18 protein-coding genes are annotated in these 25436 nt (G+C 73.9%); 2 read left to right on the top strand and 16 right to left on the bottom strand.

The window, feature by feature from the left end:
- Nucleotides 1-162: 162 nt before the first annotated feature.
- From ACH4NX_RS25890 to ACH4NX_RS25845, 10 genes are all read right to left on the bottom strand, one after another.
- Nucleotides 163-1245, bottom strand: a complete 1083-nt coding sequence (locus ACH4NX_RS25890) for a lytic polysaccharide monooxygenase (protein ID WP_351401411.1) — start codon at nt 1243-1245, stop codon at nt 163-165.
- Between the two features lie 251 nt (nt 1246-1496).
- On the bottom strand, nt 1497-2633 hold the full coding sequence (locus ACH4NX_RS25885; RefSeq protein WP_398128897.1) for a cellulose binding domain-containing protein: 1137 nt from the start codon (nt 2631-2633) through the stop codon (nt 1497-1499).
- Between the two features lie 233 nt (nt 2634-2866).
- Complete coding sequence (locus tag ACH4NX_RS25880; RefSeq protein ID WP_398128896.1) at nt 2867-3892, bottom strand: LacI family DNA-binding transcriptional regulator; 1026 nt, start codon at nt 3890-3892, stop codon at nt 2867-2869.
- Between the two features lie 183 nt (nt 3893-4075).
- On the bottom strand, nt 4076-4732 hold the full coding sequence (locus ACH4NX_RS25875; protein WP_398128895.1) for a hypothetical protein: 657 nt from the start codon (nt 4730-4732) through the stop codon (nt 4076-4078).
- A gap of 204 nt (nt 4733-4936) precedes the next feature.
- The gene (locus ACH4NX_RS25870) at nt 4937-6880 is read right to left on the bottom strand and encodes a hypothetical protein (RefSeq protein ID WP_398128894.1); all 1944 of its coding nucleotides are present in this window, start codon (nt 6878-6880) and stop codon (nt 4937-4939) included.
- Complete coding sequence (locus tag ACH4NX_RS25865) at nt 6877-10713, bottom strand: DUF5682 family protein (protein WP_398128985.1); 3837 nt, start codon at nt 10711-10713, stop codon at nt 6877-6879. Before ACH4NX_RS25865 ends, ACH4NX_RS25870 begins: the two co-directional genes overlap by 4 nt.
- Before the next feature lie 209 nt (nt 10714-10922).
- Nucleotides 10923-12092 carry an AAA family ATPase gene (locus tag ACH4NX_RS25860; RefSeq protein ID WP_351401400.1) on the bottom strand — a complete coding sequence of 390 codons (1170 nt, stop codon included), beginning with the start codon at nt 12090-12092 and terminating at the stop codon, nt 10923-10925.
- Between the two features lie 74 nt (nt 12093-12166).
- On the bottom strand, nt 12167-17599 hold the full coding sequence (locus ACH4NX_RS25855) for a hypothetical protein (RefSeq protein WP_398128984.1): 5433 nt from the start codon (nt 17597-17599) through the stop codon (nt 12167-12169).
- 5 nt (nt 17600-17604) lie between these two features.
- The gene (locus tag ACH4NX_RS25850) at nt 17605-18459 is read right to left on the bottom strand and encodes a DUF4132 domain-containing protein (protein ID WP_398128893.1); all 855 of its coding nucleotides are present in this window, start codon (nt 18457-18459) and stop codon (nt 17605-17607) included.
- A 136-nt stretch (nt 18460-18595) separates the two neighbouring features.
- Complete coding sequence (locus ACH4NX_RS25845) at nt 18596-19681, bottom strand: MerR family transcriptional regulator (protein WP_351401396.1); 1086 nt, start codon at nt 19679-19681, stop codon at nt 18596-18598.
- A 269-nt stretch (nt 19682-19950) separates the two neighbouring features.
- Here ACH4NX_RS25845 and ACH4NX_RS25840 point away from each other — a divergent pair, with 269 nt between their 5' ends.
- Both ACH4NX_RS25840 and ACH4NX_RS25835 read left to right on the top strand, forming a co-directional pair.
- Nucleotides 19951-20700 (top strand): YqjF family protein, encoded by a 750-nt coding sequence (locus ACH4NX_RS25840; RefSeq protein WP_398128892.1) that lies wholly within the window; start codon nt 19951-19953, stop codon nt 20698-20700.
- Nucleotides 20701-20734: 34 nt separating this feature from the next.
- Nucleotides 20735-21148 carry an SgcJ/EcaC family oxidoreductase gene (locus ACH4NX_RS25835; protein ID WP_351401392.1) on the top strand — a complete coding sequence of 138 codons (414 nt, stop codon included), beginning with the start codon at nt 20735-20737 and terminating at the stop codon, nt 21146-21148.
- Here the strand turns inward: ACH4NX_RS25835 and ACH4NX_RS25830 are convergent.
- The 6 genes from ACH4NX_RS25830 to ACH4NX_RS25805 form a co-directional block, all read right to left on the bottom strand.
- Nucleotides 21145-21813, bottom strand: a complete 669-nt coding sequence (locus tag ACH4NX_RS25830) for a CoA transferase subunit B (protein WP_398128891.1) — start codon at nt 21811-21813, stop codon at nt 21145-21147. The two genes, ACH4NX_RS25835 and ACH4NX_RS25830, sit on opposite strands and share 4 nt — an antisense overlap.
- Entirely contained in the window at nt 21810-22565 is a 756-nt protein-coding gene (locus ACH4NX_RS25825) for a CoA transferase subunit A (RefSeq protein ID WP_398128890.1), read from the bottom strand. Before ACH4NX_RS25825 ends, ACH4NX_RS25830 begins: the two co-directional genes overlap by 4 nt.
- A gap of 14 nt (nt 22566-22579) precedes the next feature.
- Nucleotides 22580-22783, bottom strand: a complete 204-nt coding sequence (locus tag ACH4NX_RS25820) for an SDR family oxidoreductase (RefSeq protein WP_398128983.1) — start codon at nt 22781-22783, stop codon at nt 22580-22582.
- Between the two features lie 12 nt (nt 22784-22795).
- Nucleotides 22796-23554: an SDR family NAD(P)-dependent oxidoreductase gene (locus ACH4NX_RS25815; protein ID WP_398128889.1), complete on the bottom strand. Its 759-nt coding sequence runs from the start codon at nt 23552-23554 to the stop codon at nt 22796-22798.
- Nucleotides 23551-24522 carry a fumarylacetoacetate hydrolase family protein gene (locus ACH4NX_RS25810; protein WP_398128888.1) on the bottom strand — a complete coding sequence of 324 codons (972 nt, stop codon included), beginning with the start codon at nt 24520-24522 and terminating at the stop codon, nt 23551-23553. Before ACH4NX_RS25810 ends, ACH4NX_RS25815 begins: the two co-directional genes overlap by 4 nt.
- 130 nt (nt 24523-24652) lie before the next feature.
- The coding region (locus ACH4NX_RS25805; protein WP_398153368.1) for a VOC family protein at nt 24653-25436 on the bottom strand (784 nt) is incomplete at its 5' end.

Genomic DNA, 25436 nt, shown 5'->3' with positions numbered 1-25436 from the left:
CGATCACCGCTCCGCAACCAGGGGTTGAGCGATTTGTAACCGGCACGTGAGGTGCGCGGGTGTGCCGAAGGCCGGTGGGAGGCGGGGGGGGGGGGGGGCGCCGGGCCGGCGCCGGGCCCCGCCCCCCCCCCACAGACGGCGCCACCCCCCCCCGAGGCCGTACTACGGCGCCACGCAGCCGATGGTGTCCACGGGGAAGTCGTTGCCCGTGGACGTGGCGGTGAAGCCGAAGGTCACGCTGCCGTCCGGTGGGACGACGCGGTTGTGGTCCACGTTCCGGACCGTGACCGTGCCGTCGGTGCCGCTGGAGAGCGAGCCGTTCCACACGCTGCTGAGCGTGGTCCCGTTGCCCGGCTGCCACTCCACGGCCCAGCCGTTCAGCGGCTCCGTCCCGTGGTTCATCACCTCGACGGAGCCCTGGAAGCCGCCGCCCCAGGAGTTCTCCACGTTGTAGACGGCCATGCAGGAACCCGAGTGCGTGGGCGGCGGGGTCGTCGGAGGCTCGGTCGGCGTGGGGGTGCCGCCCGAGTCGCCGATGCCGGTCACCTCGCCGTTGCCGCCGTCGAAGACGACGTCGGAGCAGGAGAAGAAGTTCTCCTGGCTGTCCGAGCGCACCCACTGCATGAAGATCAGCGCGTCACCGGAGCGGCCCGACGGCAGTGCCAGATCCCAGTAGTAGTGGCCTCCGTCGGCACCCGCCGAGCCCTGCTGGGGCGGGTCGGTCACGGTCTGGATCAGCTCCAGGTCGTCCCAGCCCAGCTCGGACGTGGGCGACCATCCCGGCTCGGTCAGATAGACCCGGAAGTCGCCCGGGTGGGCCGCCCAGTTGCTGTAGTTCACCTTGATCGTCGAGCCGGACGTCAGGTGTGTCCGGGGCCAGTCCGACCGGGCGGCGTTGTAGGCGGAGAAGTCGTACGGGGACCGGTCGCCGGCGCTGCACAGGGTGCCGTCCGGCACGTAACCGGCGCCGCGGCCACCGGCGTTGGAGTCGAGCACGGCGAACCAGTTGTACAGCGCCGTAGCGCCGCTCTGGTCGAGGGCGCTCTGACAGGCGGGGTTCGTCGGATCCAGGGCACCGGTGCCGGTCTTGGCGTCCAGCTGGCAGAGGTAGGTGCGTGAGCCGGGCATCATCGCCACGCCGTGCGCGTCGGCCCGCCCCTGCCCGAGCAGGAAGGTCACGCCGAGCGTGCCGAGCAGGGTGGCCAGTACCGCCGCGAGAGAGAGGGATCTGCTGCGTCGAACCATAGGGGTCTCCTGTTTCCGGGTGCTGGATCTTTTCTCAGTTGATGATCAGTCCATGACAATCAAGGTGTGGTGATCGGAGCGCGGCGTGCGAAGTGCGGTGATCAGAGGGCGACGCTCGGCGGTGACGCTCGGGGGCGCCACTCGGAGGGATGGAACCCCCGCCCGCCCGGGGAAGGCGCTTCGACCGGACGGGCGAGGGGGCGAGGGGGTGATGGGGGCGAGGGATGATGGGCTGAGCTTCCGCGCGGACGCTAGGCCGTGGCGCAGACGGCGTCGTTCAGGCGGAAGCCGTCCGGCTCGGCGAACCCCCCGCTGTAGGTGCCCTGGAATCCGAACGTCAGGCTGCCGCCGGGTGCGAGCCGGGCGTTGTGTCCCACGCCGGTCGCCGTGACGGCGCCCGTGGCGGGGGTGACCGAGGCGTTCCAGGCGTTGGTCACCCGCTGGCCCGAGGGCAGGGTGAAGGCGAGCTGCCAGCCGTCGACGGGGGCCGTGCCGGTGTTGGTGACGGTGACGTCCGCGGTGTAGCCGTTCTGCCAGACGTTCGTGCCGTACGTCACTTCGCACGCCACGGGGTCGCCGGGGTCGCCCGGGTCGCCCGCTCCGTCGCCGGTCTCGACGGTGGAGGAGAAGGAGTTCACGGCCAGTCCGGCGCCGCCCTGCCACGGTTCGAAGCCGGCCTGGACACTCGTCAGGTACCAGTCGTCCTCGGCCAGTCCGCGCGCGACGGTCGCCCGGACGAAGTCCATGACATCGAAGCTCCAGTCGGTGATCGCCGACGGGGCGACGAAGGACAGTACGTCGTTGGAGCCGTTGCTGCCGGTCCACACCTCCCAGGTCCGGCCGCCCACCGCGGCCGTGCCGATCTGGGAACCGATGGGCTGGATCGGGCCCACCCTGTTGAACCAGATCATGATCTCGGTCTGGTTCACCCCGTCGGTACGGGGAGTCGGGTCCAGCCAGATGTCGTACGAGGCGTTGTAGACGGCGTTGCCCGCGAAGCCGTACGAGATGCTGGAGGGCGCCTCGGATACGGTGTCGAGCCGGGCGGGAAGGGCGGTGCCCGGCGAGCAGGTCGTGTAGTGGCAGCCGTTGAAGACCGACGGATACGACTTCGGCGCCCCGTTGGTCGGCACGGAGCCGTCGGCCTGGTCGACCCGGAAGCCGGTGTCCGTGGCCGTGACGCACTGGGTGGCGGCGGAACCCCAGCGGTTGTTCTGGACGACGTACCGTCCCTGGATCGTGGTCGTGCCGAACGGTTCGCAGATCGTGGTGTCCGCCTGGGCCGGCGCCGCTGCGGCGGTCATGAGCGACCCGACGACCGCGAAGGTCGCGAGCAGTGCGCCTAGAAGGCTGCGCAGGGAGCGGACTTGGGGCCGTAACGGTCGCATGGGGGCCTCTCCGGGAGGGTGCGGGGGGAAGGAGGGGGCCGGGGCGGGAGCGCTCCCAACTCCCCACTGATGGGAGCGCTCCCACTTACCGGTTGACTGGGGACTGTAGAAGCGGTTCATGTTCCTGACAAGACTGTGCGTGTCGGAGTCGTCGAAGAAATCTCGAAGTTCCAGGCGACGGACGCGCCGCCGGGGGAGTCCCCCGGCCGTCGGCGTCGGTCATGCGGAGTCGGTCAGGCGGAGTCCCGGAGTACCAGTTCCGTACGGAGGATGACGTGCCGCCGGGCGACGGGGGTGTCTTCCATCTCCTCCAGCAGGAGCCGCACCATCGTGCGGCCGATCTCCTCCAGCGGCTGCCGGACCGTCGTCAGCGGCGGATCCGTGGGCCGGGCGGGCCGAGAGTCGTCGAAGCCGATCACCGCGACGTCCTGCGGCACCCGCCGGCCTGCCGTGCGCAGCGCGTTCAGTGCTCCGGAGGCCATGGAGTCCGAGGCGGCGAAGACCGCGTCGAGCTCCGGGTGACGCGTGATCAGGCCGGTCATCGCCCGGCGCCCGCTCTCCTCCGTGAAGTCGCCGCCCTCGACGATCAGCGAGGGCCTGACCTCCACGCCCGCCAGCTCCAGAGCCTCCCGGTATCCGCGCAGCCGGCACTGGGCGACGTACATGTCGAGCGGTCCGCTGATGGCCCCGATCGTGTTCCGGCCGCCGTTCAGCAGGTGCGTGACCGCGCCGCGCGCGCCGCCGGCGTTGTCGGCGTCGACGTAGGTGGTGCTCTCGTCGCCGGAACGCCGACCCAGCATGACGGTGGGCAGTCCCGCCTTCGCGAGCATGTCCGGCAGCGGGTCCTCGGCGCGCACGGACATCAGCAGCACGCCGTCGACCCGGCCGCCGCGCGCGTACTCCACGAAACGCTGCCGCTCGGTGTCCGTACGGACCAGGGTGAGCAGCAACTGCACCGGGGTGTCGGCGAGGGCGTCGCCGACGGCATGGACGATCTCGGTGAAGAAGGGCTCACCGAACAGCCGCCAGTCCGTCTCCGTGATGACCAGCGCGACGGCGTCCGCGCGGTGGCCGGCCAGGGAACGGGCCGCGAGATTCGGGACGTAGCCCAGCTCGGCGATCGCCTGCCGCACGGCACGGCGCGTCGAATCCCGTACACCGGACGCGTTGTTGACGACCCTCGAGACGGTGCCCCGCCCCACACCGGCGCGGGCGGCCACCTCCTCCAGCGTCGGCGTACCGGGACGCTGCCTGCCCATGCCCGCCTCCCCCTACGAGATCATCCGATAGTACGGCTCCACGCTCGGCTCGGCGGGCCGATCGCCGGTGCCGTGACCGGATGGGTCCGCCGGGATACCGATCGGTAACGGTGGCCCGGTGCGCTCGCGCCGCGGTGAGGGCACGATCACCGTGCCCTCACCGCGTCCGAAGCCGATCCGCTCCTACGGCCGCGGTGTGCTGGACCAGTGCCACGCGGTGGGACGAGGGTGGCCCGGCAGTTCGGCGCGGCCGGTGGCCCACAACAGGGTGAGCCAGGGATCCGCGCCGCCCGGAGCCTCTGGAAACAGACGGGCGATGACCCGCGAGCAGAGAGCGGAGGGCGGGGTCCAGGTGAGCCCGAAGCCTTCCGCCACATCGTGCATGTGCACCAGCGTCTCCACCACCCCCATCGCCGCGAAGCCTTCGGGGTCCGACGCCCCGGCGGCGTGGTGGGCGCGAACCGCGGGCGGCTTCGTACGCACCATGGCCACCAGCAGCGCGCCGCACGCTTCCAGCACCTGCAGCAGGCCGGCCGGGCCCGCATCACGCTCCGCGAAGAGGAAGACCGTGGGTCCGTCCGGCCTCTTCTGGCACAGCGCGAAAGGCACATGGGTGTCCAGCGGTGGGCTCTGCGGTCCCAGCTGCACGGCGTAGTACAGCAGGTCGTTGGCGAGGTGCTCGATGGTCTCCCAGCGGTCCCACTCCAGCGAACCGGCCTTACCGCCCCACCCCTCCGCGGGTGCGTCCCGAAGGATGCCCACGGCGAGCCGCACGGCAAGGCCGACGTCGTCCGCGGTGACGGGAGGCAACACTGACCCGGTTTCGACTGATCGAGACATGACAGCACCGTAGCGCGAGGGAAGAGGTCGACTCCTTCCAGCCGGTGCTGTGACCGGGGACTCGACGTGACCTCACCCCGCTGCGCGAGCAGGCCCCAGCCGCAGCCGATTTCGGCGCTGACGCCTGAGACGGGCGGGCCCTGGCTTCGTTGATTTCCAGGAACAGCGTTTGTCGAGCGGTTCCGGAGGCGGTTGGCCATGCAATCAGGGCGCCTTGAGATCGACAGGCTCCGCCGGGTCTGTGGGGATCGTCGGGTGGGCGGGGTTCGCCGGGTCTGCGGGAGTTGCGGGATGGGCGGCCGGGTCTGCGGGACCTCCCGCAGGGGCAGGGGCAGGGGCAGGGGCAGGGTCAGGGTCAGGGACACGGAACGCCGGGGCCGCGGTGTCGGTGAGGTCCGCGCCCCACGCGGCGGCGCACAGGACGCGGTCGAGTTCCTCGGTGTGGACGGCGGCGCCGAGCCAGGCGCGGGCGAAGCGGCCGGGATCGGCCGGGAGAAGGCGGCCGAAGGGATCGCGTGCGCGCTCCGCGGCGGCGGCGTGGAGCGCGGAGAGGAGTTCACCGGCGGTGACGAGGCCGTGCCGGCGAAGACGCGCGCCCTCGGTGTCCCGGTCTCCGGGAAAGGCGAGCACACGGCGGCCTCCGGAGGCCGCCTGGTGTACCCGGCGCCGCAGCAGATGCACCGGGGCCTCGTCACCGGCGGGCCCGGCCGGCGCGCCCCCGGGAGTCGGCGCGGTGGGCAGGTCCGCGCGGCGGAGCCGGTCGAGACCGAGGTCGAGGCGGGTCGCGGGGTCGGTGGGATGGCTGACGGCCAGGAGCAGGGCACGGGGTTGCGGGGCCGGCGTGAGCCGGGCGACGACGCGCAGCCGGACACCCCGGACGGACGCGAGGAGGCGGAGGTTCTCGCGGTCGGGCAGCGCCGGATCGTCATGGGCGGCGGTGAGCCGGAGCGGCCGGCCGCCGCAGTCTGCGACCAGACACTCGCCCGCCGCCTCGCGGACCGTGCCGGTGAGCGTGACGTCGAGGAACAACAGCTCCCGGTCGCCCGCCAGGGCCATGGAGACCTGTTCGGCCACCGGCACCGCCCACAGGCGGTCCAGGGGTTCGGCGTGCCATGCGGCGCCGGCCGCGCGCACGGCCCGTACGCCCGCGCCCGCACCCAGGCGGCCCGTCGGGGAGACGGTCGCACCGGACACGGCGAGTCCGGCGCGCGAGAGCTCACGGTGGGTCAGGGACGTGTCGCCGACGCGCACGGCGCGGTCGGCCGCGCCCGTGGCCCGTCCGGCGCCGCCCGGGGCCACGTCGGAGATCGAGTAGAGCCGTCCCGCGGCGTCGGCGGTCCAGGTGACGGCGCCCGCGTAACCGGTCGCCGTGAGGACGGGCTCGGAGAAGAGCCCGTACAGGCGCAGGGATCCGTCCGGGGTGTACGGCTGCCGTACGGTGCCGCGCAGTTCGGCGAGTTCGGGACCGATGGCGTCGGGGAGACGGTGTGAGATGACCAGGACGTCGCGGAGGGCGGCGGTGAGATCGGTGAGGCGGTAGGCGGGGTCCGTGCCCCGGGCCGCGCGCAACGCGGTGACGACGGCGACCGCACGGCTCGCCGCCCGGGGAAGTCCCGCGAGCCGCGCGGTGTGCGCGGCGCGCAGCAGTTCCGCCTGGAGCACGGCGCCGGCACCGTCGGTGCCCGCCTCCAGCACGGCGGCCGCGGCGTCGTGCAGGGCTGCCGCGGCGACACGTTGGTCGGGGGTGGCGGTGGCGGTGGATGGGGATGGGGCGGGCGGCGGTTGTGCCGAGCCCGTGACCGGCGGTGGCGCGACCTGTGCCGCCGTGGCCGGTGGCTCTGTCGTTGACGGTTCCGTGGAGTCGGCGACCGGTGCCGCCGATGCCGCGGCGGCTCGGTGCAGACAGTCGGGTGCGAGCAGGCACCCGCAGCGGATCGCCCCGGCGCTGGTCACGACCCCGCCGGGAGCGTGCAGTTCCAGGTCGGTGTCGTCGTCGACGGCGATGCGCGCCACGTCGCCCGCACGCGCCGTCGGCCGTGCCGCCACCTTGGCGACGCCCGCGTCGAGCCGTTTGCGCAGCCGGGGCGTCAGCGCCGCGACGAGCTCGGCGGTCACCGACGGGGCGACCGGCGGAAGCTGTGGGTTCACGCGATCTTCTCTCCTACCCAGCGGGCGAGTTCGAGCGGGCTGAGGGCGGCGACCGGCATGCCCGCGGCGACGAGCCGGCCCGCCACGCCGGTGGAGTACCGGGGGCGCCCCGTGTCGTCGAGACTCGCGCAGCCCAGGACCTGGCAGCCGGCCCCGACCAGGGCGCGGACCTCGCCGAGCAGTCCGCCCAGGGGGTAGCCCTCCTCGAAGTCGCTGACGACCACGACGAGGGTGCGGGACGGCACGGTCACCAGCTCGCGGGCGTGCCGCAGCCCCGCGGCGATGTGGGTGCCGCCGCCCACGCTGACCTCGAGCAGCAGGGACAACGGGTCCTCGACGTGGTCGGTGAGGTCGATGACCTCGGTGGAGAAGGCCAGGAAGTGCGTCGACAGTGTGGGCACTCCGGCCAGCACCGAGGCTGTGAGGGCGGCCCAGACCGTGGACGCCTCCATGGATCCCGACACGTCGGTCACCAGGATCAGCCGCCAGTCGGCGGCCCGTGCGGCGCGGGTACGGAAGACGGGGCGTTCGGGGAGGACCTGGACCGTGCCGTCCGGGAGGCGGCGAGCCGAGGCCAGGTTGGCCCTCAGGGTGCGGGGCAGGTCCAGGCCACCGCCCGGGCGGCGGCTGGGGCGCGGCAGGACCGTGCCGTGCAGCGCCGGACGCAGCCGCGTGGCCAACTGCCGGGTCAGCGCATCGACCAGGCGCCGCACCAGCGGCCGGAGCGCGGCCAGGCGGGCCTCGGGCAGACCGCCCGCATGGCGGAGCACGGTGCGCAGCAGGTCCACGGAGGGCCGCACGCTGTCCGGGTCCAGCTCGGCCAGGACGTCCGGCCGGCCCGACGCGGCGGCGGCCGCCAGGACCTCCTCGCGGATGCCCGGCCCGAACAGCACCGCCAGGTCCTCGGACCACTCACGCACACCCGGATAGGCGGTCTCCCGGCCACCGCCGCCGCCGCGGCCGGGCCGGGTCAGCTCGCCCCGGCTGCCTTCGCCCCGCCCGCTGCCGTACAGCTCGTCCAACGCGGTGGCCAACGAGGCCGCCGACGGGGGCAGCCGGTCGGTACGGCGGCCGAGCACGAGCCGCCAGCGGTCGGCGGGGGCGAGACGGTGGTCCCCGGCGGCAGCGGGTCGCGCGCCGGCGCCGGGGGCCGTGGCGGCGGACTCTGGTGCGCCGGTGCGGTCGGCGGTGGGGGCGCCGGTGCTGTCGGCAGTGGGTGCGGACTCTGGTGTGCCGGTGCGGTCGGCAGTGGGTGCGGGAAGCAGCCCGAGTCCGTCGAGAGTGGCCCGGGCCGTGAGGTCCGCGCGGGTCCACAGGGCGAGGGCGTCTGGGTCCACCCCGTCCGTGCCGGCCAGCCGGCCGACGTCCAGACGCTCCTCGACGGCGGAGAGGAGCCGGTCGCGGCCGGCCGGGCTGAGCGTGTCGAAGCCGCCGCGCAGCGAGGGCAGCCGGTCGAGGAAGTCCCGGTCGGACAGCTCGGATACCCGGTCGAGCAGTGGTTCCAGCGCGGGAGCCGCGGACTCCAGCAGCGGGCCGGCGGCTGTCAGCAGGCCGGTCAGCCGGGCGGTGAGCGCGGACCGGGAGGCGCGGTCGCTCGCCGCGTCCACCCAGGAGGCGACGCGGCCGCCCAGGGCCTCCGCGTCCTCGTGTCCGAGGAGTACCCGGACAGCTCCGGCGGCCCCCCGCATCAGGGGCGAGCCGTCGTGTGCCAGCCGGGCCAGAGCGTCGGTCAGACGGACGCCACCGAGGACGTCCGCCCGGTGGGCGAGCTCCAGCAGAGCGTGCGCGTCCGCCGGGTCCTCGGCCCCGGTGAGACCGTCCACCTGGCGAACCGCGGCGGATGTCAGGAGTTCGGCCACGGCGGTGGCCCGCACCGCACGGTCCTTGTCGGTGCCGAGCGCCGCGATGTGGCCCGCGCGCAACCGGTCCAGCAGGGCCAGGCCGGTGAGGAGTTCGGGCAGTGCGGCGGTGCCCGGCAGTACCTCGGCGGCCTCCGCGAGCCGTGCGTCCGTCAGTTCCGGCAGGCCGCACTCCGCCGCCTGCCGGAGTCCCTCCAGCGTCTGTGCTGCCACCGGCCCGCCCTCGTCCCGCTCCGCACGCCACCGCTCACGCAGGACCCCCTCGGCGGCCTGGGCGGGAGTGACACCGCGTACACCGACCGCGGACAGCATGGCCTCGGTCGCCGGAGTCCAGCGCACCTCCCACCGAGTCGTCAGTGTCTCGGCACCGCCCGCGCCGACGACCTCTTTCGCCTCCGCGTACGGCACACCGCACACCGTCAGGCGGCGCAGCAGCAGGTCGCGCTCACGGTCGAGGCCGGACCGCAAGGGATCCAGTCGCAGATCCCGGGCGGCCGCACCCGGCCTGGCGCCCGTCGGCCCGACTGTCGTTGGTCCGGCCGTCCCTGGTCCAGGGGAGCCCGGCCCGGGCAGTCCCAGCGCCGACAGTTCGGCCTCGACCGCCGGGGCCAGGCCGCTGCGCGGCGTGCCCGGCGCCGGACGGCCGCCGCGCGTCCCGACGAGGACCTGCTCCATCGCCCGGGCGACGGCCCGCCCCCTGCCGTACGGCTCCCCCTGCGCGAGCACCGTCTGCACCGCCTCGACCAGCTCTCCCCGGCCCGCGGCGGGCAACCCGCGCAGCCGCGCCAGGTCCGAGGCCAACCGGGTGATCTCGCGCGCGTCGGCGGGCCCCGACGGATGCCCGAGGGCACGCAGTGCCGCGCACACCCGTACGGCCGCCCCGGTCAGCGCCTCCTCCAACGCCACCGGATCGCCTGCCGCCCGCAGCACGAGGTGCTGCCACTCAGGGTCCCGGATGCCCGCCGGGTAACCGGACCGCTCGTCCAGGAGGGCGTACGTGTACGGGATGAGGGACGTGATCCACCCGGAGGGGTCGGTAGCGCCGGGTGGGTCCGCAGGATCGGGCCGGTTCGCCGTGTGGCCGGGGCGACCGGGGGCGTCGGGGCGGTCGGCCACGGGGCCGGACAGGTCGGCCGGACCGCGACGGCCGCGAGGACTGACGGGGCTGGCTGGGCCTACGAGGCCGGCGGGGTTATCGGGATTGGTGGGACGGCCGGGACTTCTGGTGCTCCTGGGAGGGTCCGGTTCGGGTTCGGCGGTCGGGCACACCAGCGCCGGGGCGTGGAAGGCACCCACGACCACCGCCGCACGCGCGCCGTCCGCGGTGGCGGCGGCCAGACAGGCGCGCATCCACTGCTCACGCCGCAGGTCGAGCTCGGCCACGCCTCCCGAGGCGATGGCCTCCTCGCGCAGCGCCCAGCCGGTGAGGAGCGCGGCACGGCGCAGCGCCTCCGGCTCGGAGCCAGGCGCGGTGGCCTCGACGAGACGGTCCCAGAGATCCTCACCGGGACGGCCGGTGAGCCGGGCCCGGAGGGCGACGGCGAGCCCGGAACGGTCGTACTCCGGCGCGACGGTGGACGCGGTGGGACCGGTGGACGGGCCGGGGCGCCTGCCCTCGTGCCACGCCCGGTCGGCCAACGGCAGGTCGCAGGCGACGACCGGGACGCCGTGCCGGGCGGCCCAGCGCACGGCGGCGAGCTCGGGGGAGAAGTCGGCGAAAGGATAGAAGGCCGGCCCCCGGCCCTCCTCGGTGGACGCGGCCGCGAGGGCGACCGGCGCCCGGGTCTCCTCGTGGCCCAGCCAGGGCAGCCACTCCTGCATCTCGGCGGGAAGCTCGACCAGCAGGACGTCCGGAGCAGCCCCGTCCAGCAGCGCCGGCACGGCCGCGGCAAGGGACGGCGCGTGATGCCGTACGCCGATGAGGCAGGGCGCCGCGGGATCGGTGAGCGCGGCGACCGCTTCGTCGGGAGACAGGCGCGAGGAGACGAGGGAGGACGACGAGGCCGGAGAGGACGAGGCGGCCGGAGAGGTCGAGTCGGTGAGAGAGGAGGAGGCGGTGAGAGAGGAGGAGGCGGCCGGTGAGGGCGGGGAAACCGGTGAGGGCGACGAAGCGGTAGAGACCGGAGAGCTGGAGCCGGACGAGGAGCCGGAGCCGGAGCGGGGCGAGGAGCGGGACACGGACGTCAGCCCTCCAGGACCGTGCGCAGGTCCCACAGGGTGCGCCAGGTGGCCGAACCCTGCTCGGCGCGGCGCCGGACCGGACCGTCCCAGTAGCCCCGCAGTCGCGCCGCGTCGGCCGGGTCGTCCTTGCGGACCACGCCGAGGAGATGCCCCGGGAGCAGCCCCAGTACGTCGCGGTCGCCCGGGAAGTACGCCGCGGCCAGCCCGAGCGCGCCCGCGACGGACACGGCCTCCGCGGTGCTCATCACGGTGGACGGCCGCTCGACTTCCCAGCCCTCCGCCGAACGGCCCTCGCGCAGGTCTCGGAAGGCGACGACGAGGGCCTCCAGGACGGCCTCGTCGACCTGGAACGGCGCGCCGGCCCGTTCGACGCAGGCCCGCGCCTGGCTGCGGACCAGCGCCGTCTCGGCGTCGAGGTCCGGGATGGGGCCGACCGTCTCGAAGTTGAAGCGGCGTTTGAGCGCGGCGGACATCTCGGAGACGCCCTTGTCGCGCAGGTTGGCGGTGGCGATGAGGTTGAAACCGGGCGTGGCGTGCGCCAGCGAGTCGTCGGTGCCCGAGAGTTCGGGGACGGCGATGCGCCGCTCGGAGAGCAGGGAGACCAGGGCGTCCTGCACCTCCGGCAGGCAGCGGGTCACCTCCTCGACGCGGGCGATGCCGCCCCGGCCCATCGCGGTCAGGACCGGGGAGGGCACGAGTGCCTTGCGGCTGGGACCCTGGGCCAGCAGCAGGGCGTAGTTCCAGCCGTACTTCAGCTGGTCCTCGGTCGTGCCCGCCGTACCCTGGACCACCAGGCCGCTGGTGCCGCACACGGCCGCCGACAACAGCTCGGACAGCATGGACTTGGCGGTGCCCGGCTCGCCGACGAGCAGCAGGCCGCGCTCACCGGCGAGGGTGACGACGCACCGCTCGACCAGTGCCCGGTCGCCGACGAACTTGCCCTCCACCACCAGACGGCGCGGCACGCCCTCGGGCGCCTCGGCGTCCTCGGGCAGTCGCAGGGCCCGGCCGTCGCTGCCCATGACGAACGTGACGACGGCCCGGGGCGTGAGCCGCCAGGCGGGCGGACGGGGACCGTCGTCGAAGGCGGCGAGGAAGGCCAGTTCGGTGGCGTGACGCTCCTCGGGCGGCACGATCTGACGGGTGTTGCCGGGGGCGAGAGTGGTGGTCATCGACGGATCTTCCGGTGGGCTCGGGCAGTGGTCGGGGGCGGGGGCGGGGGGCGCCGGGTGGACACGCCTTCGGGTCACCGCCGGCGGCCCTTCCGCGTGGCGCGGGTGGTGAGCTCTTCGTAGCCGGGCGCTTCTCCGGCCCGCACCCGGTCCCAGGCGTGGGCGAACAGCTCGGGCACCGGGAGGAGCGGGACGGCGCGGGTCCTCTCGCTGACGGGATAGAGGCTCTCCTTCCACGTCTCCACCGGCAGGGCGGGTGCCTTGAGGTCGCGCCAGCCGCAGGGAAGGAAGAGGGAACGGCCGGCCCGGGGCCGTTTGGCCTCCACGACCAGCTCCGTCGCGGCGAGTTCGGCCCGGGCCTTCTTGAGACGGGCGGGCTTCCAGCCGGTCCAGCGGGCGCAGTTGCGGTCCGTCGGGTCGGGCAGGGCGAGCAGTTGCAGGTAGAGCGTCGCCGCGTCCTCGCCGAGACCGTGGGCCACGGCGACCTCGGTGACGAGTGCCGGTACGCAGACTGTGGGGTCCTGGGCGGGCCCGGAGGGCCCTTCGGGATCGAGGCCGGCGGCGAGGGCCCGGTCGAGTTCGTCACCGAGGACGGACCGCAGGGCCCGGAGCCCGGTGGCGCGCGGGGCACCCACCAGCCCTTCGAGGAGCCCGAACACGGCGTCGTCCGGGCCGGTGAGGCCCGCCGGGCGCACCAGCACGGTCTCCCTGTCGCTGTGCCAGGGGCGCAGTGCGAGCGCCTCACCGACCCACGTGGTGCCGTCCGCGTCTGCGCCTCCGGTGGCGGGCAGTCCGTACGCCTTGCGCAGCTCGGCGGCCGTGGTTCCGCCCTTCTCCGTCCACTCGAGGTCCAGCCCGAGCAGCAGCCCCGGGTCGGCGACGCGGCGGCGCAGCGCGGCGAGGCCCGAGGGCAGGGCCGCGCGCAGGGGGTGCCCGTGCGGCAGGGCGTAGGCGAGCGAGGCGAGGGCGGCGACCGCGCCGGTCAGGTGGTGGCGTCCGGGCACCGCGGCGCGTTCCTCCGCGACCAGCCGGCCTTCCTCGTCGGGCCGCTGGACCGTCGTGCGGCTGAGCCAGGCGGTGCGTGCCGGGTTGAGGACGTCCTCGGCGGAGGCGGTCGGCAGGCCTTCGAGAGCGGGCGCCAGATCCTCGGGCACGCGGACGAGGGAACCGAGACGCTCGGCCCACACCCGGCCCGCGGCGCCCGTGTCGGGCCCTGCCGTCCACAACTCGGCGAGGTCGTCGGGGAGCAGGGCGCCGACGAGCGCCTCCCGGTCGGCGGCGGGCAGCGAGTTCAGCATGCCCCTGCCCGCGCTCAGCTGACGCTGCTTGAGACCGAGCACGGCGAGCGCGTCGCCGCCGAGCTGCTCCGGCTGCCCGGCGAGCAGCACCGCGGCCTGGAGCGGACCCAGGCCGGCGTGCGTCGCCGCGGCGAGCGCGGCGGGTGCCTCGGGCTGCCAGGGCGCGGCCCCCTTGTCCCGGATCAGCCGGATGACGGCGGCGAGCCCGTCGGCCGGGAACGCGGAGGTGTGCCGGGTCTCCTTCTCGAGCGTGAAGTGCGCGACGGCTCCGAACGCACCCGTCGGATCGTGGTCGAGAGCGAGCCAGTTGACGCGGTCGCGGCCGTAGTCGACGTTCCTGCGGCCGAGGACGACCACGGTGCGGCCGCCCCGCCGCAGCACCTGTCCCGCGCGCTCCTGATTGCCGTGCCGCTTGTGCTTGTCCAGCGGCTCGCTCAGCACGATCTCCCGCAGGGCGTTCTCCGGAGCGCCGAGCGGCCCTTCGACGAGCGCCTCGAACAGAAGGAGCAGCGCCTCGCGTTCGGCATCCGGCACGGTCGGTGCGGCGGCCCGGTAGGCCAGCGGCCGCAGCACGGTCAGGAGGGACGGCCAGACCACGCCCATGCGGGGGACGGTGTACTCGTCGTTCTGCCACCCGTCACCGAGTGCTGCGCGGCGGACGTGATCGGGCAACTGCCTGCCGTCGGCGGGCTTCCCCGAGAGCACGTGATTCACGGCGCGGATCTGCCGGAGCGCGGTCCACTGGCTGTTGCCGCCCCAGGCTCCCCACAGATTGGCCAGTCCGTCGGTGGCCGTGCGCACCGTGTGGTCGTCACCGTGCTCCGGGCGGTAGTCCGCGAACATGCCCTCGACCCGCTTCAGCTCCGGCTTCGCCTGCTCGACGGGTGGCGCGACGAACCTGGTGACCGAGTCGGCGATCTGGAGTGCCGAGCGGACCAGGGCCGCCACGCCGGTCAGGAGCCGCTCGTCGGTGAGGCCCGGAAGTGACCGGGACACGGTCTGCCGTACGACCTCCTCGGCGCTCGGCACGGCGGGCTCGCCGTCGGCGCTCGCGCCGTCAGGCCCCCCGGTCGCACCACCTCGGCCCCCGGTCCCACCAGCCAAACCACTGGTCGCACCAGCCGGACCGACGGGCGCGGCAGCCGGACTGCCGGGCCCAGTGCTTGCCCCGCCCTGCCCACGAGCCGTCCCGCCGCTCGTGGTGGGACCACCGGCTTCTCCGTCGATGCCCTCGGCCGCCCTCGCCGGCGCCTGACGCTCGGCCAGCGCCCGCGCCGTGTCGCGCACCAGCTCGGCCGCCAGCTCGTCGGTGAGGGCGCGCAGCACGGCCGACGCAGGCTCGTCACGGGGCCGCAGGGCGTGCCAGAAGGCGACCGGCGGTACGAGCGGGGTGCCCGCGGCGAACTCCCCGCCCTGTTGGTTCGGTGTCACCTGGCCGAGCACGCCCGCGCCGGTACCGTCGTCCCGCGCGAACAGGGCGATCCGGCGCCACTCCCGGGCCACCACGGGGGCGGCGCCCCCGGGCAGCCGCAGCGCGCCGAGCGGCACGACGGGGCCGCCGCGCTCGGAAGCTCGCAGCGTGACGGTGCGGCCGTCGGGTGTCCCGGCGGTCGTCAGGGTCTCGCCCGCCTCGTCCTCGGCACGCACCCAGCGGCCCAGAACGGTCCCGTCCGTGCCGAACGGGCTCTGCTCCAGGCCCGGTCGCAGAGGCAGGACCTCGCACTGGTCCTGCAGCAGCGTCGCGTCGTCCCTGATGCCGGACCGCAGGAAGGCGGGCAGGGAAGCGCGCCCGTGGGTGCCGGTCGCCGGGTCGTACTCCAGCCACACCCGCTGCCGGCCCTGCCTGCCCTCTCGCCAGTACAGGGTGCCGTCCCCGATGACGCGACGGCTCGCGGGCAGGACGGTGTCACCGGCGTGCAGAGCACGCCCGCCGGTGGCCCGTCCGCCGCCGGGCAGCGGAAGGGACGGGGCGCCGGCGCTGTCGTTGCGCCACCGGTGGGCGATCTGCTCGCCGGTGAACGTGACCACCTCGGACGGCCGGGTCGACCAGTAGCCGCGCTGCTTGCCCTCCTGCCACCACACCACGAGGAGTTCCCCGTCGGTGTAGCGGAACCGCGGGCGCTGCCAGCGCTCCAGATCGGCCGGGAGCCGCAGGTCGTGTTCGAGCAGGATCCCGTCCGGGCCGACGACGACCGCCTGGCGACCACGGCTCAGGATCAGGCAGGGCCAGGCCTCGTCGATGATCAGTGTGTCGTCGCGGTCCTTGCGTGTCCCGCCGTCGAGCAGCCGCAGGGCGTCCTCGAGCGCGGGCCAGCCCAGCTCGTCGAGGATGCCGGCCCGCAGGGTGCGCCCGAGCAGCGGAGCCGTCTCGTACCCGGCCACGCGGGCGACCGCTTCCGGGTTGGCCCGGGGGGCCACCGCCCGGAAGGGGCTCAGCCGGTGCAGTGCCTCGCGGGCTCCGGGCAGACCCACGGCGTCGGTGAGTTGCCCGACCGCGCCCTCCAGCCATTCGCGCAGCACGTCCGTCAGCACGGGATGGTCGGCGAGGTGCTCGAGTACCTCGGCCGACTGGTGGTCCTGGCCCACGGCACCGACGGCCCGCAGCAGCAGGGGACGCAGCCGGGGATCAGCCGCGACGGCGGCCAGGTCTCGTCGCTCGGGCCGGGTGTCCCGCGCCCAGCGGTCCAGTCCGAGGTGGACCTCGGTGCCGGGCTCCGGCAGGACCAGGGGGATGTCCTCCGCCGCGCAGAGGTCCAACAGGCCGATGTCGGCGCCCACGTGCCTGCGCCCGGTGAACAGGTCGACGGGCCGTCCGTCGGCGCGCAGCCGGGGTGCCATCCGGGTCACCAGGTCGAGGGTGGCCGGCGAGGTGCCGTGCACCCTCGCGCCGTGCTTGCGGTGAGCGGCCCAACGGCTGAGCCAGGCCGCCGCGTCGACACCGTCCGCCGCGGTGCCGGGCGCGTCCGCGCTGTCGGCCCCCTCGGTACCGTCGGTCCCCTCCGCACCGTCGGTGTCCTGCGCGCCCCCGGCCTCGCCGGTCAGCAACCGGTCGGCGGCGCACTCGGCCAGTAGCGTCAGCCAGAAGTCGTCGCTCGCCAAGTCGTGGTCCAGCCCGGCAGGCATGATCTCCAGCAACCGGGTCCGTACGGCCGGTCGACGGCCGGCGAGGACGGGCAGGACGGCCCGGTAGGCGGTCCAGAAGGACGCGGGCGCCCGGACGGCGGCGGGAGAGGCGACCAGATCGGCGACCAGGTCGCACTCCGTGTCGATCCGGGGCAGTCCGGCCGCCTTGATCAGCGTCCGCGCGTCCTGCGGCAGCGACGCGTACGGCGGCATACCGGCCGCGCAGCGCTCCACCGCCAGCTGCCGGAACTGGTCCCACGCCTCGGCGGCGTCCAGCCGGCCGGCGAGATCCCTCACATGCTGCTTGAGCGCCTTGACCGTCAGCGCCCCGGCGAAGGCGAACTCCAGGAAGACGGCGCGCTGCCGCTCCTCGTCGACGGCGAGCGCGTGCACCCGCTCGGCTTCGCGGGCCTTGCCGAAGAACGCGGCGGCGTAGGTGGTGTTGTCGTACTGGAGGAAGATGCGGGCGGCCTGCTCGTAGAAGGTGGGCAGGAAGTGCGGCACCGCCCGGCCGAGCCGTTCACCGAGTGTCTCGAAGCCTTCCTTGGCGGTGCCGGGACGGGACTTGGCCTGCCGTGTGAGCCGCTCGACGTCCTTGACCAGGGCCAGCGCGTGATGTCCGTTGGCCGGGTCGTTGACCAGTGCCCAGGCGGGGAAACCGAGGGTCTCCCGCCTGACCTGCCCGACCTCGGGTGTCTCCGCGTCGCGCACGAGGCCCAGGAAGTCCAGGGCGAGGTCCTCGGCCCCGCCGAGGGTGCCCGGCACCAGCCGGACGACGCTGCGGTCGCCCAGTGCGGCATGGGTGTAGGTGCGGACGGTGAGGGTGTCGGCGTCCTCCCGGCCGGTGCTGCCCAGGGGCAGGAGCGCGCCCGCGTCGAGCAGGGCGGCGGCGGTGGCGTCGTCGTGGACGGTGGTTGCACGAGTGCCGCGTGGGGCGCTGTCGCGGGCGGCGCCTGCGGTCGGTGGGGTGGTGCCTCCGAGGGGTGTGGCGGCGCCTCCGGCGGGTGCGGTGGTGTCCCCGGTGGGGCCGGTGGTGGCCCTGCCCGGCGCGGTCGTTCCGTCGGTCGTCATGGTGGTCCCGTTCATGGTGCTCACGCCGCCCGCTCCTCGTCCTCGATGTCGCGCCCGGCGTACAGCGCGGCAGCCATGCGCATGCCCTCCGACCAGGCCACCGGCCCTATCCGGCCGAGCTTCAGCACGCGTCCGGTGCTGTCGGTCCACATCAGGGGACCGGTCTCCGTCTCCGCGTAGCCGTCGTAGTCGCCGACCCAGACACGAGCCTCGGCGCCCTGGCTCCCCTCCCGTACGGAACAGACGGCGTACCCGCCGCGCACGCGGTAACCGAGCTGGGTGACCCGCCCGTGCAGGAAACGCAGCTCCTTGAAGGTGCCGCCCGCGTACTCCTCGACCGAGGTGCTGTCGGCGTCGAGCGCGGCGGGGCGGTGCCATACCTCGCGGAAGAGCTGCTGGGCGCGCTGCTCGACGTCGAGTTCGACGGCGAACTCCCTTAGTTCCTCGAGATCTTCGAGGAGCACGGGATGCGGAAGACGGACCAGGTCGGGGGCGATGCGCACGGTGTCTCCGTCGAGGTCGACGAGACCGAGGCCGCGTTCGGGGTCGGCGTCCCGCAGGAACCCGGCGACCTCGCCGTCGGCGCCGGTGACGACAAGGTCTCGCAGGGCGGACCGCCAGGCCGGGTCGGGCCACACCCGGGTGAGCACGGCGAGGGGGACGGGCAGCGACCGCACCATCCACCGCTCCACGTCGGTCAGGCACTGGCGTTCGTGCCGCTCCAGCCACTCGGTGAGCTGTCGGAGGCCCACCACGGCGGGATCCTCCGCGAGTTTGGCCGGTACCGACTTGAGCCGTCGTCCGGCGGCGTTGCGGCACACCACCTTCCCGTCGTCCAGAGCCACTTCGTAGTCCCCGGCCGTCACCCACCCCATGAGTGCCTCCCCGCACCGCAGTGATCAAGTGCATGAAACTCTAGGCCAGCCCACTGACAATGCGGCGGGGGCGGCGGGGCGGCGGGGCGGAGAGGGGACGGCCGGGGGACGAGCGCCTCCCGTCAGTCGTCCGGCGTCAGTCCTCCGTGCGGACCGGCATCAGCAGGGAGAAGGCCGTCTCGTCGTCCGGCCGGCGGACCGTGAGGGGGGCCGTGGGGGCGCCGAACTCCAGGATCAGCCGGTTCCGGTCTCCTGCGGTGAGCGCCTCCAGCAGGAACCCGCGGTCGACGGCGACGTTGTCCGGGGCGTCGTCACCGTCCTCGCAGACGGTCACCGTGCCGTCGTCGGCCACCCTGAGCACGCTGAGGTCGTGCGACGCGCCACCCTGCTCGCGCACCCCGCTCGCGCGGACGGGGCCGGACTCCAGTGCCTCGCGGAACGCCGGCACGTCGACGTCAGCCCGCCGCCCGGAGGGCAGCCGGACGAGCCGGCGGTAGTCCGGGAAGTCGTAGGCGAGGCACTGCCCGGCCGTCTGACGGTCTCCGGCCTCCAGCGTCACACGGTCACCGTCCACGGCCAGGGCGACGGACTCGTCGCCGCTCAGCAGCGCGCGCATCGCGTCGGCCAGCGGGACGGGCACGATGACCTGTACGCGCGGCCCGCCGTGTCCGGCGGTGCCCGTCCGCGCGACGGCCAGCCGGTACCGGTCGGTCGCCACGAGGTGGAGCGAGTCCCCCTCCACATCGAACAGGACTCCGCCGAGCATGGGCAGTTCGGGGTCGCCACCGGTGGCGAAGCGGACCGAGTCCAGCGCGGCGGCCAGTCCGGACGCGGAGACGGACAGCCGGACGGTGTCGGTGTGCGGTGCTGCGGTCATGGGGTTCTCCCTGTGGTCGAGTAGCGCTCGGAGCGTGGAGAACTCGCTGCGGGCATCGGCCAGCCCCAGTTCGAGACGGCGCAGGTGCGCCTGGAGGAGCCCGCGCACCAGGTCCGTGTCCGCGCTGGACCAGCCGGCCAGGACCAGCCGGATGTCCGCCAACGGCATACCGGCCCGCCGCAGCCGGGCGAGCAGCCGGGCCTCGTCGAGCTGCCCGGGGGCGTACCAGCGGTAGCCACTCACCGGATCCACCCAGGCGGGGACCAGCACCCCGGCCCGGTCGTAGAACCGCAGGGCGCTCACGCCCAGTCCGCTGTCGCGGGCCGTCTCCCCAATGCTGCGCATCTCGCTCTCCACGTCCGCAACCCTGAGCCCTTGACCAGGTCGAGGGTCAATCATGGCCCGCCCCGGCCGGCGAGCGGCTCCACGCAGCGCCCCGGCCTCCCCGGCCCGCCACGCCGCAGGCGCCGCGCCACGCCCCAGCTCTCCATGCCCTGCCCAGCTCGCCCTGCCCAGCCCTCCATGCCCTGCCCAGCTCGCCACGCCTGGCCCAGCCAGCCCCGGCCCACCGCACCCGGCCCGGTGCGCGCCCCGCCGTCTGCCATTCTTGCGCCGTGCAGAAGCCCACCGCCGTCACGCCCGACGCCCCCGTGACCATACGGATGCCGCTCCTCACCCAGGAGTGGCTCGACCTCGCGTTCATCCACTGGGCCGTGGAGCCCGCCGCCGTGGCGGGGCTCATGCCGCGCGGAGCCCTCCCCGACACGCACGACGGACTCACGTACGTCGGGCTCGTCGGCTTCCGGATGCACCGGGTCGGCTGGCTGGGGCTGCCCGGCGTGCCGTACTTCGGCTCCTTCCCGGAGACCAACGTGCGGCTGTACTCGGTCGACGCGCACGGGCGGCGCGGTGTGGTCTTCCGGTCGATGGACGCCTCGCGGCTGATGCCGGTGGTGATGGGCCGCTTCGGCTTCCGGCTGCCCTACCTGTGGTCCCGCATGACCGTCCGCACCGTCGGCGACACCGTGACCTACGCCAGTTCCCGCCGCTGGCCCGGCCCACGCGGCGCGTACAGCCGCATCACCGTACGGCCCGGCGAACGCATCCACGAACCCACCGGGCTGGAGCACTTCCTCACCGCCCGCTGGGGCATGCACAACGCGTTCTTCGGCGGTGCCGCGTATCTGCCCAACCACCATCCCCGCTGGCCCCTGTACCGCGCCGAGCTCGTCACCTGCGACGAGAACCTCGTGGAGAGCGCCGGGATCCCGGCCCCCACCGGCGCCCCGGTCAGCGTCCTGTACTCGCCCGGCGTCCCGGTCCGTCTCGGCCGCCCGGCCCGCGCCGCGCGCCCCGGCCCTTGACCTCAAGCGCGCTTGAGGCAGCAGGCTGATCCGCATGAACACCGATACCGCGGACAACAGGGCCGACGCCGCAGACATCAAGGCCATCGAGCAGGTCGTGGCCACCGTCGAGCGCACCCAGCGCGCCAGGGACGCCGAGGGGTTCCTCGCCCTCTTCCACCCCGACGCGCTCTGGACGACCGCCCACGGCAAGGTTCTCCTCGGCTTCGACGCGATCGCCGAGTTCACCCGGGCCGTGCTCCCCGGCGCCGTCTGGGACGGCGACGTCACCTACCAGGTGGTGCACACCCGGTTTCTGCGGCCCGACGTTGCGGCCGTGAAGGTGCGGCAGGTGTACCACTCGGCCGAAGGCGACACCGAGGGTGCTCCGCTGTACGTCATGACCAGGCAGGATGACGGAAGCTGGCTGTTGCACGCCTGCCAGAACACCGAGGTCCGCGGCGGCTAGGTCCACCCTGCGGACCGGCGGCCGGTCGGTGGTGTGGGCAGGAGAAGGGGGGCGGCCGTGCGCGCGGTGACGTCCTCGGCGGTGACGCCCGGAGCGGTCTCGACGAGGGCGAGGCCGTCCTCGGTGACGTCGATGACGCCGAGGTCGGTGATGACGCGGTGGACGCACCGCTCGCCGGTGAGCGGGAGCGCGCACTCCCGGAGGATCTTCGGGCTGCCGTCCTTGGCGGTGTGTTCCATGAGGACGACGACGCGACGGGCTCCGTGCACCAGGTCCATGGCGCCGCCCATGCCCTTGACCATCTTGCCGGGGATCATCCAGTTGGCGAGGTCGCCGCGCTCCGACACCTGCATGGCGCCGAGGACGGCGGTGTCGATGTGTCCGCCGCGGATCATGCCGAAGGACAGCGCGGAGTCGAAGAAGCTCGCACCCGGCAGCACCGTGACCGTTTCCTTGCCCGCGTTGATCAGGTCCGGGTCGACCTCGTCCTCGGTGGGACAGGGGCCGGTGCCCAGGATGCCGTTCTCGGAATGCAGGACGACGTGGACCCCCGGCGGCAGGTGGCCGGGGACGAGGGTGGGCAGGCCGATGCCCAGGTTGACGTAGGAGCCGTCGGTGAGTTCGGCGGCGGCGCGGGCGGCCATCTGGTCGCGGGTCCAGCTCATGGGCGCACGGTCCTCTTCTCGATGGGCTTGTCGGCCGCCTGCTCGGCGGTGAGCGCGACGACACGCTGGACGTAGACACCGGGCAGGTGGATCTCGTCCGGCGCCAGTTCGCCGGGTTCGACGAGTTCCTCGACCTCGGCGACCGTGACGCGTCCGGCCATGGCGGCGAGGGGATTGAAGTTGGCGGCGGCGCGGCGGAAGACGAGGTTGCCGTGCCGGTCACCGCGCCAGGCGCGTACGAGGGCGAAGTCGGTGGTGATGCCGTGCTCCAGGACGTACGGGCGTCTTTCGAACACGCGGGTCTCCTTGGGCGGGGAGGCCACGGCCACCTCCCCGTCGGACGTGTACCGCCAGGGCAGTCCGCCCCGGGCCACCTGGGTGCCGACGCCGGCCGGGGTGTAGAAGGCGGGGATGCCCGCGCCGCCCGCGCGCAGCCGTTCGGCGAGCGTGCCCTGCGGGGTCAGCTCCACCTCCAGTTCGCCGCCGAGGTACTGGCGGGCGAACTCCTTGTTCTCACCGACGTAGGAGCCGGTGACGCGGGCGACGCGGCCGGCGGCGAGGAGGACGCCGAGGCCGCGCCCGTCCACGCCGCAGTTGTTCGAGACGACCTCAAGACCGGTCGTGCCCTGCGTGTAGACGGCGTCGATGAGGGTGGCGGGGACGCCGGAGAGGCCGAAGCCGCCGACGGCGAGCGAGGCGCCGTCGGGCATGTCGGCGACCGCCTCGGCGGCGCTGCCGCTGACCTTGTTCACGTGCGGTGTTCCTTTCAGGTGGTGGTGCCGGGCAGGACGGTGGACCACCCGCCGTCGACGACGAGGCCGGCGCCGTGGATGTACGCGGCCTCGTCACAGGCCAGGACGACGCCGGCGTTCACGACGTCGTCCGGGGAGCCCACCCGGCCGGGCCGGGTCTGGTGCGTACGGCTGCGAGGCGGAGCAGCACAGGGCTGCGCGGTGTCGGCGTGGGCGATGCCGACACCGTTTCAACCGGCGCTCTCCGCGTCGCGCAGGGCGTCGGACACCGACTTGACGCCGCCGTGCGCGGTCAGGCCGCCGTCCACCGGGATCTCGGCACCGGTGATGAACGACGACTCGTCCGACAGCAGGAAGACGACCAGCGGCGCCACCTCGTCGGCGGTGCCGGTGCGCCCGAGCGGGGTCTCCCGGAGGTTGGCCTCGCGGAACGCCGGGGCGGCGGAGGCGGTCATCGCCGTCTCGATGTAGCCGGGGTGGACGGTGTTCACCCGGATGCCGCGGGGCCCGAGTTCGAGCGCGGCGGTCCTCGACAGGCCCCGCAGCCCCCACTTGCTCGCGGTGTACGCGACGGGGTAGTGGGCGGTGAGCGCGGCGGAGGAGCCGACGTTGACGATCGAGGAGCCCGGCGGCATCAGCGGGCTCAGGTGCTGGATGCCGAGCAGTGGGCCGGTGACGTTGACCGAGTGCACCCGCTCGAAGTCCTCGGCCCGCACATCGCCGACCCGTGCGCGCCAGGTGACGCCCGCGTTGTTCACGAGGCCGTGCACCCGTCCGTACCTGTCCTCCAACTCGGCGGCCAGCGCCGCCCATTCCTCGCCGCTGGTGACATCGAGGCGGCGACAGCCGGCCGCGGGCTCGATGTCGGTGGCGATGACCCGGGCACCCTCGCGGGTGAGGGCATCGGACTCGGCGGCGCCCTGACCGCGGGCGGCACCCGTGACGACGACGACCTTGCCGAGCAGCCTCTTGGGATGCGGGTCGCTCACGGCCGCTCCCGGTCGCGGCGCCGGCCGGCCGGCAGGGACACCGGTCGCGCGCCGGGGACGACGGTGTTCGTCAGGGTGCCGATGCCCTCGACGGTGAGGGAGACGGTGTCGCCGGGCTTGAGTGGCGGTGGGGTCTGATCGCCGCGCCGGCCCCACAGTTCGGCGAGGCAGCCGCCGTTGCCGCAGGTTCCGGAGCCGAGGACGTCGCCGGGGACGACGCGGGTGCCGCGGGAGGCGTAGGCGGTCATCTCCTCGAAGGTCCAGCTCATGTTGGACAGCAGGTCCTCACCGACCTTCTCGCCGTTGACGTCGGCGGTCAGGGCCAGGCGCAGGAACCCGGCGGCGTCCCGGTACGGCTCCAGTTCGTCCGCGGTGACGAGGTACGGGCCGAGGGTGGTGGCGGTGTCCTTGCCCTTGCAGGGGCCGAGGCCGACCTTCATCTCCGCGCCCTGAAGGTCTCGCGCCGACCAGTCGTTGAACACGGTGTAGCCGACGATGTGGTCGCGGGCCTGCCCGGGAGTGAGGTCGCGGCCCTCCCGCCCGATCACGGCGCCCACCTCCAGCTCGAAGTCCAGCACGGTCGAACCGGGTGGCATCGGGATGTCGTCCCGGTGACCGTAGACCGCGTGCGGGTTGGTGAAGTAGAAGGTCGGTGCCGCGTACCACTGCTCGGGGACACCGGCGACGCCGTCGACGGAGCGGCGTACGCCTTCGACATGTTCCTCGAAGGTGACGAAGTCCCGTACCGAAGCGGGCAGGAGCGGGGGCAGAAGGCGTACCTGGGAGACATGCGGGCCGGGCGGAACGTCGAGCGCCTGCCGGCCGGCGGCGAGCAGCCCGGGCAGGCCGTCGGTCTCCGTCAGCAGTGCGGACAGCGACGAGACGCCCGGCAGTGGGAAGAGGGTGCCGTCGTCCTCCACGACGGCCACCCGGTGGCGGTGCCGGTGCTCGTAAGCGGCGAAACGCATGGTGCGGCTCCAGGGGTGGGGCGACCGGGAACAGGCGGAAGACGGCTCCCGGCGCGCGGGGCCGGGGACGCGACGGTGTGCGTCAGGGCGTGGGCACCGGCGCCGCGCCCCCGGCGGAGGGGAGGGAGGATCAGACCGGTGGAGCGACGAACACGCCGCGGTCGGGGTCGTTGAACGACTCCTTGGCGACCAGTTCGTTCATGGGGTTGGCGGTGCCCCACTGGTCGGTGACCTCGGGCTGGGAGAAGTCGTAGACGTGGGGGTGCCAGGTGTCCTCGTCCAGGTTCTCCAGCTCGGTGGTGTACTCGACGGTGTTGCCGTGCGGGTCGAGGAAGTACGTGAAGGTGTTGTCGCCGGCCATGTGCCGGCCCGGGCCCCAGATCTTCTTGAATCCCGCGCGGATGACGCGCCCGGAGCCGCGCATGTACTCGTCGATGCCGCGCATCTCGAAGGAGATGTGGTGCAGGGCGGTGTGCGGGCCCTGGGCGATGGCCATGGAGTGGTGCCGGCTGTTGATCCGCATGAAGTGCATGACCTCGCCCATGTGCGGCGAGCTGAGCGTGTCGGAGAGGGCGAAGCCGAGATGGCGCTCGTACCACTCGCGGGTGCGGTTCAGGTCGGGGGAGTTGAGGACGACGTGGGAGAGCTTGACGGGGATGGACTCCTTCTCCTCGATCCTGCGGTGCCTGCGGACCTCGACGTCGGCGGAGACCTCGATGGTGCGGCCGTCGACGTCGAAGAAGCGGAAGCCGTAGCCGCCGCCCGGCGTGTCGACCGCGCCGGGCCGGCTGATCAGCTGCACGCCGCCCGCGAGCAGCCGCTCGGCGAGGGTGTCGACGTCGGCGGCGCTGGCGGCGCCGTAGGAGACGAGGTCGAGGCGCTTCTCCTCGGCCTTGCGGAGCCGGACGACGTAC

This window comes from Streptomyces sp. NPDC017225 (assembly GCF_044331465.1).
Lineage (GTDB): Bacteria > Actinomycetota > Actinomycetes > Streptomycetales > Streptomycetaceae > Streptomyces.
The sequence above is the reverse complement of the archived record's forward strand: the minus strand, read 5'-3'. Positions and strand labels throughout refer to the sequence as shown.